The organism is Streptomyces sp. TG1A-8, from assembly GCF_030499535.1.
Taxonomy (GTDB): Bacteria; Actinomycetota; Actinomycetes; order Streptomycetales; family Streptomycetaceae; genus Streptomyces.
In genome coordinates this window covers 683,019-698,001 of sequence record NZ_JASTLB010000001.1, presented here as the reverse complement: position 1 = coordinate 698,001, position 14,983 = coordinate 683,019, and the positions used below count along the sequence as shown (strand labels likewise).

Annotated in this window: 1 protein-coding gene; it reads left to right on the top strand. The window is 75.2% G+C overall.

Going from position 1 to position 14,983, the window contains the following annotated elements:
• Window positions 1–17 precede the first annotated feature (17 nt).
• Window positions 18–14,957 (top strand): type I polyketide synthase, encoded by a 14,940-nt coding sequence (locus tag QQY24_RS02830; RefSeq protein ID WP_301971067.1) that lies wholly within the window; start codon window positions 18–20, stop codon window positions 14,955–14,957.
• Window positions 14,958–14,983 lie beyond the last annotated feature (26 nt).

Genomic DNA, 14,983 nt, shown 5'->3' with positions numbered 1-14,983 from the left:
CGAAGGGCTCATCTGCCATGGCACACACGGACAGCACCGAGGACAAGCTCCGCGACTACCTCAAGCGTGTCACCACGGACCTGCGGCACACCCGCCGCCGGCTCACCGACCTGGAGACGCGCGCCCACGAACCGATCGCCATCGTGGCGACGGCCTGCCGCATGCCCGGCGGAGTGCGCACCCCCGAGGAGCTGTGGCAGCTCGTCCTCGACGGCGTCGACACGGTCGCCGACCTGCCGGCCGACCGCGGCTGGGACATCGAGTCGCTCTACGACCCCGACCCCGACCGGGTGGGCAAGAGCTACGTCCGCCAGGGCGCGTTCCTGTACGACGCCGCCGAGTTCGACGCAGGGTTCTTCGAGATCTCGCCGCGCGAGGCGACGGCGATGGACCCGCAGCAGCGCCTGCTGCTGGAGACCACCTGGGAGGCCTTCGAACGGGCCGGCATCGACCCCACCACCCTGCGGGGCAGCTCCACGGGCGTCTTCGTCGGCGCCAGCAACCAGGCGTACGCCATCGACGGCACCAACGCGCCCGAGGGCGTGGAGGGCCACCTCCTCACCGGTGGTTCCGCGGCCGTGCTCTCCGGTCGGCTGGCCTACAGCTTCGGCTTCGAGGGCCCCGCGGTCAGCCTCGACACCATGTGCTCGTCCTCCCTGGTCGCCCTGCACCTGGCGGTGCGCGCCCTGCGCTCCGGCGAGTGCTCCATGGCCGTGGCCGGCGGCGCCACCGTCATGGCCACCATGCGCAACTTCATCGAGTTCAGCCGCCAGCGCGGACTGGCCCCCGACGGCCGCTGCAAGCCCTTCGCCGCCGGTGCCGACGGCACCGGCTGGGGCGAGGGCGTGGGTGTGCTGCTGCTGGAGCGGCTGTCGGACGCGCGCGCCAACGGCCACCGGGTGCTGGCCGTCGTGCGGGGCTCGGCCATCAACCAGGACGGTGCGTCCAACGGTCTGACGGCACCGAACGGTCCGTCCCAGCAGCGGGTGATCCGGGCCGCCCTGGCGGACGCCGAACTGTCGGCGGCCGACGTGGACGTGGTCGAGGCACACGGCACGGGCACCAAGCTGGGCGACCCGATCGAGGCGCAGGCCCTGCTCGCCACCTACGGCCGGGAGCGAGACGAGCAGCACCCGCTCTGGATCGGCTCGCTGAAGTCCAACATCGGCCACACCCAAGCCGCCTCGGGCGTGGCCGGCGTCATCAAGATGGTCGAGGCGCTGCGGCGCGGCGTCGTCCCGAAGTCGCTCCACGCCGAGGAGGCCACCCCGCACGTCGACTGGTCCTCCGGCACCCTGCGCCTGCTCACCGAGCCCGTGGACTGGCCCGGCACCGACCGTCCGCGCCGGGCCGGCGTCTCCTCCTTCGGCGGCAGCGGCACCAACGCCCACGTCATCCTCGAACAGGCCCCCGAACAGGAGCCGGAGGAGACCACCCCGGCCGACGGGGCCCCGGCCACCGCCCCCACGCCCCCACTGCCCTGGCTGCTCTCGGCCCGCTCCGGCAACGCCCTGCGGGAACAGGCGGAGCGCCTGGCCGCCCACGTGCCGGCCCGCGGCCTGGGCGCGGCCGACGTCGCCCACTCACTGGCGACCGGACGCGCCGCGCTGGAGGAGCGCGCCCTCGTCGTCGGCGCCGACCGCGACGCCCTGCTCACCGGCCTGCGCGGCCTCGCCCGGGGCGAGCAGCCCTCCGGCACCGTCCTCGGCACCACCACCAGCCCGGGTGAGTCGGTCGATGCGGTGTTCGTGTTTCCGGGTCAGGGGGCGCAGTGGGTGGGGATGGCGGTGGAGTTGTTGGATTCCTCGCCGGTGTTCGCTGCTCGGTTCGCGGAGTGTGCGGGGGCGCTTGAGGGGTTTGTCGGGTGGTCGGTGTTCGATGTGGTGCGGGGTGTGGAGGGTGCTCCGGGGCTGGATCGGGTGGATGTGGTGCAGCCGGTGTTGTGGGCGGTGATGGTGTCGCTGGCTGCGTTGTGGGAGTCGTTTGGTGTGCGGCCTGCTGCGGTGGTGGGGCATTCGCAGGGTGAGATTGCTGCTGCGTGTGTGTCGGGTGCGTTGAGTGTGCGGGATGCGGCGCGGGTGGTGGCGTTGCGTAGTGGTGTGCTCAGGGCGTTGGCGGGTCGTGGTGGCATGGTGTCGGTTGCTTTGTCGCGGGGGGCGGTTGAGGAGTTCGTGCGGCCGTGGGTGGGTCGTGTGTCGGTGGCTGCGGTCAATGGGCCGTCGTCGACGGTGGTGTCGGGGGATGCGGACGCGCTGGATGAGTTGGTGGTGTGTGCTGAGGAGTCGGGTGTGCGGGTGCGTCGGGTGGAGGTGGATTATGCCTCGCACTCGGCTCATGTGGAGGAGGTAGAGGGGGAGCTGGCGCGGTTGCTGGCTCCGGTTCAGGCGTTGGTTCCGCGGGTTCCGTTCTTGTCGACGGTGACGGGGCGGTGGGTTGAGTCGGCTGAGACCGATGGCGGGTACTGGTACCGCAATCTGCGTCAGACGGTGCAGCTGGAGCCGGTTATTGCCCAGTTGGTGGCCGAGGGGCATGGTGCGTTCTTGGAGATGAGTCCGCATCCGGTGCTGACGGTGCCGGTCGCCGAGACGGTGGAGGCCGCGGGGAGTGACGCGGCCGTGGTGGGGACGCTGCGTCGGGGTCAGGGGGGTCTGGAGCGGTTCTACCTGTCGCTGGGCGAGGCCTGGGCGCGTGGTGTGGGGGTGGACTGGACGCCCGCGTTCGAGGGGCTGTCGCCGCGGCGGGTGGAGCTGCCCACCTATCCCTTCCAGCGTCAGCGGTTCTGGCTGGACGCGCCGAAGGGTGCGCAGGCGGCGGCCGACCCGGTGGAGGAGGAGTTCTGGCGGACGGTCCGGGAGGGTGATCTGGGGCGGTTCGCGCGGACGTTGGGGCTGGCGGACACCGAGGGGCTGGAGTCGTTGGTGCCCGCGCTGGCCGCCTGGCGTGAGGGGCGGCGGGAGCGGGCGACGCTGGACAGCTGGCGGTACCGGGTGGTGTGGCGGCCCCACACCGCTCCCGGCACGCCCCCGGACGCGGACACCGCGGCACTGGACGGCACCTGGCTCCTCGCCGTACCCGAGGAGCACCGTGACGCCCCGCTGGTCACCGCGGTCGCCGAGGCTCTGGCCACCGCCGGTGCCACTCCCCGGACGTTCGTCATGGCGGCCGGGGACCAGGACCGGACGGAGGTGGCCGGGCGCCTGGCCGCCGGTGTCGGCGCGGACGGACCGGAACCCCTGCGCGGTGTCGTCTCCCTACTGGCGCTCGACGAGCGCCCGGCCCCCGGCCGTTCCGGCGCCACCGTCGGCATGACCACGTCCGTCACCCTGCTCCAGGGGTTGCTCGACGCCGGCCTCGACGCCCGGCTGTGGATCCTGACCAGCCAGGCCGTCACCACCGGCGCGGACTCCGACGCCGTACGCAACCCGCTCCAGGCGGCGCTGTGGGGCCTCGGGCGCGTCATCGCACTGGAACAGCCCGCGCGGTGGGGCGGCCTGGTCGACCTGCCCGCCGCGCTCGACGCGGACACGGCCCGCGGCCTGATCGCGGTCCTGGCCGCCGGCGGGCACGAGGACCAGATCGCGTTGCGCGGCGCCGACGCCCGCATCCGCAGACTGGTCCGCGCCCCGCTGGCCGGCCGCGCCGCACCGCGGACCTGGCGGACCAGCGGTGCCGCCCTCGTCACCGGCGGCACCGGCGGACTCGGCGCCCACGCCGCCCGCCTGCTGGCCCGCAACGGAGCCGAGCACCTGGTGCTGACCAGCCGGCACGGACTCGACGCGCCCGGCGCACCGGAGCTGCGCGACGAACTCACCGCCCTCGGCTGCCGGGTCACCATCGCCGCCTGCGACGTCGCCGACGCCGAGGCCCTGACCCGGCTGGTCCGGGAGGTCGAGAGCGACGGGCCCGCCATCCGGACCGTGGTGCACACCGCCGGCGTCGGCATGCTCGCCCCGCTGGCCGAGACCGACCTGGACTTCTTCGCCGAGGGCGCCCGCGCGAAGCTCCTCGGCGCACAGAACCTCGACGCCCTCTTCGACCACGACCGCCTCGACGCCTTCGTGCTGTACTCCTCCGTCGCGGGCACCTGGGGCAGCGGCGACCACGGTGCCTACTCCGCCTCCAACGCCTACGTCGACGCCCTCGCCGAGCAGCGCCGCGCACGCGGCCTCGCCGGCACGTCGATCGCGTGGGGCATCTGGAGCCCCGAGGGCGGCGGCATGGCCGTCAACGTCGTACGGGAGCAGCTGCGCTGGCGCGGCATCCCGTTCATGGACGCCGGCCTCGCCGTCACCGGCCTGCAGCAGGCACTCGACCACGACGACACCTTCCTGGCCGTCGCCGACATCGACTGGGAGCGCTTCGTCCCCGTCTTCACCGCCGCCCACCCCCGGCCGCTGCTGCACGAGGTCCCGGAGGTCGCCGAGGCGATGAAGGCCGACGAGGCCGCGACCGAGGGGACCACCGACCGCGCGGGCAGCCTGCGCGCCGAACTGGCCGCCCTGCCCGCCGCCGAACGCGACCGGACCCTGTCGGACCTGGTGCGCACCGAGGTCGCGGCCGTGCTCGGCTACGCCGACGCCTCGGACGTCGCGGCCACCCGCGCCTTCCGCGAACTCGGCTTCGACTCCCTCACCGCCGTCGAACTGCGCAACCGGCTCAACGCGGCCACCGGGCTCGCCCTGCCCGCCACCATCGTCTTCGACCACCCCAACGTGCGTGACCTGGCACGGCACCTGCGCGGCCACCTCGTGGACGACACCGCCGCCGAGCAGGCCGCCCCGCCCGCCGCGGCCACCGCGACGGCCGCACCGGCCGCACCGGCCGTCCGCGACGACGAGCCGATCGCGATCGTGTCGATGGGCTGCCGGTTCCCCGGCGGCGCCCGGACGCCGGAGGAGTTCTGGCGGCTGATCCTGGACGAGACCGACGCGATCAGCCACCTGCCCACCGACCGCGGGTGGGACGTGGACGCCCTCTACGACCCCGATCCCGACAAGGCCGGGACCACGTACGCCCGTGAAGGCGGCTTCCTGCACGACGCCGCCGAGTTCGACGCAGGGTTCTTCGGCATCTCACCGCGCGAGGCGACGGCGATGGACCCGCAGCAGCGCCTGCTGCTGGAGACCAGCTGGGAGGCGCTGGAGCGGGCGGGCATCGCGCCCGACAGCCTGCGCGGCAGCGACACCGGCGTCTTCGTCGGCGTCTCGCACCAGGGCTACGGAGCCGGCGACGAGGTCCCCGAAGGGCTTGAGGGCCACCTGATCACCGGCACCGTCACGAGCATCGCCTCCGGCCGCGTCTCCTACACCCTCGGCCTCGAGGGCCCGGCCGTGACCATGGACACCGGGTGCTCGTCCTCCCTGGTCGCCCTGCACCTGGCCATGCGCTCCCTGCGCTCCGGTGAGTGCTCCCTCGCGCTGGCCGGCGGCGCCGCCGTCATGGGCGAGCCGATCGGTCTCGTCGGCTTCAGCCGCCAGCGGGGTCTGGCCGTGGACGGCCGCTGCAAGGCGTTCGGCGCCGGTGCCGACGGCATGGGAATGTCCGAGGGCGTGGGTGTGCTGCTGCTGGAGCGGCTGTCGGACGCGCGCGCCAACGGCCACCGGGTGCTGGCGGTGGTGCGGGGTTCGGCCATCAACCAGGACGGTGCGTCCAACGGTCTGACGGCGCCGAACGGACTGTCGCAGCAGCGGGTGATCCGGGCGGCCCTGGCGGACGCGGGGTTGTCGGCGGCGGACGTGGACGTGGTGGAGGCGCACGGTACGGGTACCAAGCTGGGTGACCCGATCGAGGCGCAGGCGCTGCTGGCCACCTACGGCCAGGACCGGCCCGCGGAGCGCCCGCTGTGGCTGGGGTCGGTGAAGTCCAACATCGGCCACGCCCAGGCCGCTTCCGGCATGGCCGGTGTGATCAAGATGGTGCAGGCGATGCGTGAGGGCGTGCTGCCCAGGTCCCTGCACGCCGACGAGCCGTCCCCGTTCGTGGACTGGACCGCCGGGCACGTCGAGGTCCTCACCCGGACCCGGCCGTGGGAGCAGTCCGGCCGTCCGCGCCGCGCCGGTGTCTCCTCCTTCGGCGTCAGCGGCACCAACGCGCACGTCATCCTCGAACAGCCCGAACCGGCCGCCGAGGTGACCGTGCCCGCCGGCGACCGCACCGGCACCGTCGTGCCGTGGCCGGTGTCCGCCCGCTCGGCGGCGGCCCTGCGCGCCCAGGCCGACCGGCTCCGGTCCCACGTCCGGTCCGCCGAACCGGACACCGTCGACGTGGCGCACTCCCTCGTCGGCGGACGCGCCGCGCTGGAGGAGCGCGCCGTCGTCGTCGGCGCCGACCGCGACACCTTCCTGACCGCGCTCGGCGCCCTGTCCGCCGGAACCTCCGACGCCGCCCTCACCCGCGGCACCGCACAGCGTCCGGGTGAGTCGGTCGATGCGGTGTTCGTGTTTCCGGGTCAGGGGGCGCAGTGGGTGGGGATGGCGGTGGAGTTGTTGGATTCCTCGCCGGTGTTCGCTGCTCGGTTCGCGGAGTGTGCGGGGGCGCTTGAGGGGTTTGTCGGGTGGTCGGTGTTCGATGTGGTGCGGAGTGTGGAGGGTGCTCCGGGGCTGGATCGGGTGGATGTGGTGCAGCCGGTGTTGTGGGCGGTGATGGTGTCGCTGGCTGCGTTGTGGGAGTCGTTCGGTGTGCGGCCTGCTGCGGTGGTGGGGCATTCGCAGGGTGAGATTGCTGCTGCGTGTGTGTCGGGTGCGTTGAGTGTGCGGGATGCGGCGCGGGTGGTGGCGTTGCGTAGTGGTGTGCTCAGGGCGTTGGCGGGTCGTGGTGGCATGGTGTCGGTTGCTTTGTCGCGGGGGGCGGTTGAGGAGTTCGTGCGGCCGTGGGTGGGTCGTGTGTCGGTGGCTGCGGTCAATGGGCCGTCGTCGACGGTGGTGTCGGGGGATGCGGACGCGCTGGATGAGTTGGTGGTGTGTGCTGAGGAGTCGGGTGTGCGGGTGCGTCGGGTGGAGGTGGATTATGCCTCGCACTCGGCTCATGTGGAGGAGGTAGAGGGGGAGCTGGCGCGGTTGCTGGCTCCGGTTCAGGCGTTGGTTCCGCGGGTTCCGTTCTTGTCGACGGTGACGGGGCGGTGGGTTGAGTCGGCTGAGACCGATGGCGGGTACTGGTACCGCAATCTGCGTCAGACGGTGCAGCTGGAGCCGGCGGTGCGCACGCTGGTGGCCGAGGGGCATGGTGCGTTCTTGGAGATGAGTCCGCATCCGGTGCTGACCGTTCCCGTCGCCGAGACGGTGGAGGCCGCGGGCGCGGAAGCCGTGGTGACGGGCACGCTGCGTCGGGGTCAGGGGGGTCTGGAGCGGTTCTACCTGTCGCTGGGCGAGGCCTGGACCCGCGGCGTGGAGGTGGACTGGACGCCCGCGTTCGAGGGGCTGTCGCCGCGGCGGGTGGAGCTGCCCACCTATCCCTTCCAGCGCCAGCACTACTGGCTGGAGACGACACGCCGCCCGGCCGGCGGTGACGACGTCACCTTCGGCGGCGTCGACCTGATGGACGACGGCTTCTGGACCTCCGTCGACAGCCACGACGTGGAGTCCGTGGCGGAAAGCCTCGGCGTGGCCGACGTCCGCGCCCTCAGCGAGGTCGTACCCGCGCTGTCCTCGTGGCGCCGCAACCGGATCAACCGCTCCCGGCTGGACGGCTGGCGCTACCGCGTGGTGTGGCGGCCGCGCGGCGAACAGTCCGTCGCAGCAGGCGAACTGCCGGGCACCTGGCTGCTCGTCGTGCCCGAGGGCCACGAGGAGCACCGGACCGTGCGCGAGGTGGCCGCCGCCGTCGAGCAGCGGTCGGCCGGGGTCCGGCTCGTGGTGGCGGGCGCCCCGGAGGCCGAACGGGAACGCATGGCCGCACTGCTGCGCGAGCACACCGGGGGGGAGCGCGTCGGCGGGGTGCTGTCGCTGCTCGCCCTGGACGAGAGCCCCTGGTCGGACGAGGGCGTGCTGCCCACCGGCCTGGTGCTGATGACCTCCCTCCTGCAGGCGCTGGGCGACGCCCAGGTGGACGCGCCCCTGTGGTGCGCCACCAGCGGGGCGGTGTCCGTGCACCGCAACGACGAACTCGACAGCCCGCTGCAGGCGATGAGCTGGGGCCTGGGCCGGATCGCGGCCCTGGAGTACCCGCAGCGCTGGGGCGGCCTGGTCGACCTGCCCGGCACCCTGGACGCACGGGCCGCGCGGCGCCTGGTCACCGCACTGTCCGGAGCGCTGGAGGAGGACCACCTGGCCGTCCGGCCGTCCGGCGTCTTCGCCCGCCGCCTGGTGCGGGCCGGCGACGGACCGCGCCCGGACGGCGAGTGGCGCCCCTCGGGCACCGTGCTCGTCACCGGCGGCACCGGCGGACTGGGCCGCCACGTCGCCCGCTGGCTGGCCCGCACCGGCGCCGAGCGTCTCGTCCTGGCCTCGCGGCGCGGACCGGACGCGCCGGGCGCGCCGGAACTCGCCGCCGAACTGGCGGAACTCGGCACCCCGGCGACCCTGGTGGCCTGTGACGTCTCCGACGCCGACGCCGTGCGCCGGCTCGTCGACGACCTGCCCGGCGGCGGCACCCTGACCGCCGTCGTGCACACCGCCGGCGTCATCGACGACGGCCTGATCGACGCCCTCACCCCGCAGCGCGCCCACGGCGTGATGCGGCCGAAGGCCGACGCCGCCCTCGCCCTGGACGCCGCCACCCGGCACCTGGACCTGGACGCGTTCGTCCTGTTCTCCTCCATGGCCGGCACCCTCGGCGGACCCGGCCAGGGCAGCTACGCCGCCGCCAACGCCTTCCTCGACGCGCTGGCCGCGCGCCGCCGGGCCGAGGGACTGCCCGCCACCTCCGTCGGCTGGGGCACCTGGGCCGGCGGCGGCATGGTCGGCGAGGAGGTCGCCGAGCGGCTGCGCCGGGACGGCGTCCCGCCGATGGACCCCGAACTGGCCGTCGCCTCCCTGCAGAAGGCGCTCGACCAGGACGAGCAGTTCATCATCGTCGCCGACGTCGACTGGAAGCTCATCACCGTCCGGGCCTTCGCCGCGCTGCGCGAGGTGCCCGAGGCGCGTACCGTGAAGACGCAGGAACGCGCCGAGAAGGAGACCGAGTCCGCCGACGGACCCCCGCTCGCCCGGCGCGTGGCCGCCCTGGCTCCCGCCGAGCGCCGCGCCGCCCTGCTCGCCGAGGTCCGCACGCAGGCCGCGGCCGTCCTCGGACACGCGGACACCGACGCCGTCCCCGAAGGCCGCGCCTTCCGCGACCTCGGCTTCGACTCGCTGACCGCGGTCGAGCTGCGCAACCGGCTCGCCGAGGCCACCGGTCTGCAACTGCCGGTCACCCTCGCCTTCGACCACCCGTCCGCGCACGCGCTCGCCGCGCACCTCGACCACGAGCTGTCCGGTACGCGCTCCGGAGCCGACCCGCTGTCCGCGCTGCCCACGGCGGCCGTGGACGACGACCCCGTCGTCATCGTCGGCATGAGCTGCCGGCTGCCCGGCGGCGTCACCTCCCCGGAGGAACTGTGGCGGCTGGTCGCCGACGGCACCGACGCCATCACCCCCTTCCCGGGCGACCGCGGCTGGGACGTGGAGAACCTGTACGACCCCGACCCCGACCGCACCGGCCACTCCTACGCCCGGCACGGCGGCTTCCTGCACGACGCCGACCGGTTCGACCCGGCGTTCTTCGGGATCTCGCCCCGGGAGGCCGTGGCCATCGACCCGCAGCACCGGCTGCTGCTGGAGACCTCCTGGGAGGCCTTCGAGCGGGCCGGGATCGACCCGGAGCGGGTCCGCGGCACCCGCACCGGCGTGTTCGTCGGCTCCAACTACAACGACTACGGCAACCGCGTCCGGCAGGCCCCCGAGGACCTGGAGGGCTACCTGGCCACCGGCAGCGCCGGCAGCGTCGCCTCCGGCCGCATCGCCTACACCTTCGGACTCGAAGGCCCCGCGGTCACCGTCGACACCGCCTGCTCCTCCTCCCTGGTCGCCCTGCACCTGGCGGCCCAGGCGCTGCGGTCCGGCGAGTGCGAACTCGCCCTCGCCGGCGGTGTCACCGTGATCTCCACCCCCGACACGTTCGTCGAGTTCAGCCGGCAGCGGGCCCTGTCGCCCGACGGCCGCTGCAAGCCGTTCGCCGCCGCGGCCGACGGCGCCGGCTGGGCGGAGGGCGTCGGCCTGCTGCTGCTGGAGCGGCTCTCCGACGCCCGCCGCAACGGGCACCGGGTGCTCGCGGTCGTCGCCGGCAGCGCCGTCAACCAGGACGGCGCCTCCAACGGGCTCACCGCCCCGAGCGGCCCCGCGCAGCAGCGCGTCATCCGGCAGGCCCTCGCGAGCGCCGGGCTCTCCCCGGCCGACGTGGACGCCGTCGAGGCCCACGGCACCGGAACCAAGCTCGGCGACCCCATCGAGGCGCAGGCCCTGCTCGCCGTGTACGGGCAGGAGCGGCCCGCCGAACGCCCGCTGTGGCTCGGCGCGCTGAAGTCCAACATCGGCCACACCCAGGCCGCCTCGGGCGTCGCCGGCGTCATCAAGATGGTGATGGCCCTGCGGCACGGCGTCCTGCCGCGCACCCTGCACGCCGAGCAGCCCTCCCCGCACATCGACTGGTCGTCGGGCGCGGTGCGCCTGCTGCAGCAGGACCAGCCGTGGACGGCGGGCGGTGCCCCGCGCCGGGCCGGCGTCTCCTCCTTCGGCGTCAGCGGCACCAACGCCCACGTGATCCTGCAGGAACCCGAGCCCGAGCCCGCCGCCGCACCCGAGCCGCCGGCGCCCGCCGGCGCCGCGGAGTCCGGACAGCCGCTGCCGTGGCTGCTGTCGGCCCGCGGCCCGGCCGCGCTGGCCGCCCAGGCCGGCCGGCTGCTCGGCCACCTCGCGGCACACCCCGACGCCGCCCCGGCCGACCTCGCGCTGTCCCTGGCCACCACCCGGGCCCACCTGGAGGACCGGGCCGCCGTCGTCACCGGCGACACCGGCACCCTGCGCGACGCGCTCGGCGCGCTCGCCGAGGGCCGCGAGCACCCGGCCCTGGCCCTCGGGCGGGCCCGCGGCGGCAAGGTGGCCTTCCTGTTCTCCGGACAGGGCTCCCAGCGCGCCGCGACGGGCCGGGCGCTGTACGCGGCGCACGAGCCGTTCGCCGACGCGCTCGACGCGGTCTGCGCCCACCTCGACGGCCACCTCGACGTCCCGCTGCGCGAGGTGCTGTTCGCCGACCCCGGCACTCCCATGGCCGCCCACCTGGAGCGCACCTCCTGCACCCAGGCCGGGCTGTTCGCCCTCCAGGTCGCCCTGTTCCGGCTGCTGGAGAGCCTCGGCGTGCGGCCCGACGTGCTGCTCGGGCACTCGGTCGGCGAGATCGCGGCCGCCCACGTGGCCGGTGTGCTGTCCCTGGAGGACGCCTGCCGGCTGGTCGCCGTCCGCGGCCGGCTCATGGAGGCCCTGCCCGAGGGCGGTGCCATGGTCTCCGTCGAGGCCTCCGAGGAGGAGGTCGCCGGCGCGCTCGCCGGACACGAGGACCGGGTGACCGTCGCCGCCCTCAACGGCCCCCGCTCCACCGTCGTCTCCGGTGAGGCGGACGCCGTCGCGCAGGTCGCCGGCGCGCTGGCCGCCGCGGGCCACCGCACCCGCGGGCTCAACGTCGCCCACGCCTTCCACTCGCACCTCATGGACGGCATGCTCGACGCGTTCGCCGAGCAGACGGCCGCGCTGCACCACGAGGCCCCCGCCCTGCCGGTGGTCTCCACCGTCACCGGCCGGCCCGTCACCGCGGAGGAACCCTTCGACGCCGGCTACTGGCCGCGCCAGGTCCGGCAGGCCGTCCGCTTCCACGACGGCGTGCGCGCCCTGGAGGAACAGGGCGTCACCACCTACGTCGAGATCGGCCCCGGCGGTGTGCTCACCGCCCTGGCCGGCGACTGCGTGGACGGCGACGCCACCCTCGTACCGCTGCTGCGCCGCGACACCGCGGAGGCCGAGTCGCTGACCTCCGCCCTGGCCCGGCTGCACGTCCACGGCCGGTCCGTCGACTGGGCCGCGCTCCTGGCACCCGCCGGAGGGCGCCCCGTCGACCTGCCCACCTACCCCTTCCAGCGCCGCCGCTACTGGCTGGAGAGCACCGCGGACGACGCCGCCCCGGCGGGCCTGGACGCGGTACGCCACCCGCTGCTGTCCACGGCCGTGCCGCTCGCGGACGGCGACGGCGTCCTGCTGACCGGAACCGTCTCCCTCGACGGCCGGCCCTGGCTCGCCAACCACGCCCTGGACGGCCGGATCCTCTTCCCCGGCACCGCGTTCCTCAACCTCGCCGTGGAGGCGTGCGCCCACACCGGCGCGGCAGGCGTCGCCGACCTCACCCTGCGCACCCCGCTGGTGCTGCCGGAGTCGGGGAGCGTCCAGCTCCAGGTCGCCGTCGGCGCACCCGACGGCAGCGGCGACCGCACGCTCACCGTGCACGCCCGCCCCGTCGAGGCGGGCGCGCCCGCCGGCGGGTGGACCCGGCACGCCGAAGGCACCCTGAGCGCCACCGGCGCCCCGGCCGGCCCCGCACCCCTGGAGACCTGGCCGCCGGCCGGCGCCGAGCCCGTCGACGTGTCCGCGACGTACGAACGGATGGCACGGGGCGGCTTCGCCTACGGCCCCGCCTTCCGCGGACTGCGCGCGGCCTGGCGCGACGGCACGACGGTGTACGCGGAGATCGCCCCCGAGGAGGGCCACCACCTGCAGGGCACCGACCGGTTCGGCGTCCACCCCGCCCTGCTGGACGCGGCGCTGCACACCGTGGCACTGGCCGCCGGCGGCGGCCGCACCGTGGTCCCGTTCGCCTTCACCGACGTCACCGTGCACGCCACCGGCCCGGCGGCCCTGCGGGTGCGGCTGACACCGGGCGCGGCGGACACCTACGGGGTACGGCTCTTCGACGGCACCGGCGCCCCGGTGGCCGACATCGGCTCCCTCGCCCTGCGCCCGGTGGACACCACCCGCCTCGGCCCCGCGCCCGGCGCGGGCGCCCTGCACCGGGTGCGCTGGACACCGGCCGACCCGGCCGGCGGCGTCCCGGCGACGGTCCACGTGATCGGCGCGGAGCCCGCCTGGGCGAACGCGCCCGCGACCGTCGCCCGGTACGACGACCTGGACGCGCTCCTGGCCGCCGTGGGCGGGGCGGTGCCGCGCACCGTGGTGGCCACCGTGCCCGGCACCGACACCCTGCCCGACCCGGCCGAGGCCGCCCGGCTCACCACGCACCACGCCCTGCGCCTGGTCACCGGCTGGCTCGCCCACGACGCACTCGCCGACTCCCGGCTGGTGCTGCTGACCCGCGACGCGGTCGCCGCCCGGCCCGAGGACGCACCGCGCACCGACCCGGCCCAGGCCGCCGTGTGGGGGCTCCTGCGGTCGGCCCGGACGGAGAACCCCGGCCGCTTCGCCCTGATCGACCACGACGGCCGTGCCGCGTCACTGGCCCTGCTGCCCGCCGCCCTGGCCGGCGGCGCCGAGGAGACCGCGCTGCGCGACGGCACCGCCCTGGTGCCCAGGCTCACCCGCACCGGGCTCCCGGCCGACGACGCCGCGCCGCGGCTGTCCGGCGACGGCACCGTACTGATCACCGGAGCCGGCGGCGTCCTGGCCCGGCAGGTCGCCCGCCACCTCGTCACCGTCCACGGCAGCCGCTCCCTGCTGCTGGCCGGACGCCGCGGCCTCGCCGCGGAGGGACTGGCCGAGCTGTGCGAGGAACTGCGCGGACACGGCGCCGAGATCACCGTCGCCGCCTGCGACGTGGCCGACCGCCGGGCACTGGCGGCGCTCCTGGACGGCATCCCCGCCGCACGCCCGCTGACCGCCGTCGTGCACACCGCGGGCGTCCTCGACGACGGCATCGTGCAGTCCCTCACCCCCGACCGCGTGGACCGGGTGCTGCACGCCAAGGCCGACGCCGCGGTGCTGCTGGAGGAACTCACCCGCGACACCGGCGCCGCCCTCGTGCTGTTCTCCTCGCTGGCCGGCACCTTCGGCGGCGCGGGACAGGCCAACTACGCCGCCGCCAACGCCTTCCTGGACGCCTTCGCCACCCGCTGCCGCGGCGCGGAGCGCCGGGCCTGGTCCCTCGCCTGGGGCCTGTGGGCCGAACGCAGCGGCATGACCGGCAAGCTCGACGGCGCCGACCTGCGCCGCGTGGCCCGCGGCGGGCTGCGTCCGCTGGCGACCGGCGACGCGCTCGCCCTGCTGGACGCCGCCCTGCGCAGCCCGGAACCCGTCCTGGCGCCCGCCGCCCTGGACACGGCGGCGCTGCGCGGCGACGGCACCGTGCCCGACCTGCTGCGCGACCTCGTGCCCGCCGCACCCCGGCGTCCGGCACCCGCCTCCACCGCCGCCGGCACCGACGGCCCGGACACCGCCACGGCGGACGGCGGCCTGCGCGCACGCCTGGCCGGGCTCACGGGAAGCGCACGGCAGGCGGCCGTCCTGGACGCCGTCCTGGCCCAGGCGGCACTCGTCCTCGGTCACGACACCCCGGCGGCCATCGACCCCGAACGGGGTTTCCTCGACATCGGGTTCGACTCACTGACCGCCGTGGAACTGCGCAACCGGCTCGGCGCCCTCGCCGGCGTACGGCTGCCGGCCACCCTCATGTTCGACTACCCCACTCCCGAGCGGCTGGCAGTGCACCTGCTGTCCCGCACCGCCCCCGCCGACCCGCCCGCGCCGACCCCGGCCACCGACCCGCTGCTCGCCCAACTGCAGCGGCTGGAGCAGCAGTTCCACCAGACGCCGGACGACGCCCTCGTGCACGACGAACTGCGCACCCGGCTGCGCGGCCTGCTCGACCGGCTCGACGGGGCACCGCTCCCGGCCGAGCCCGCCGGCGGCCCGGTGACCACCGCCGACGCCGACGAGGTCTCCGACGACGAACTGCGCGCCTTCCTGGAGGGCGAACTCGGCGGTTCCTGACCACCCGACCGTCGCGGCCGGGCCCC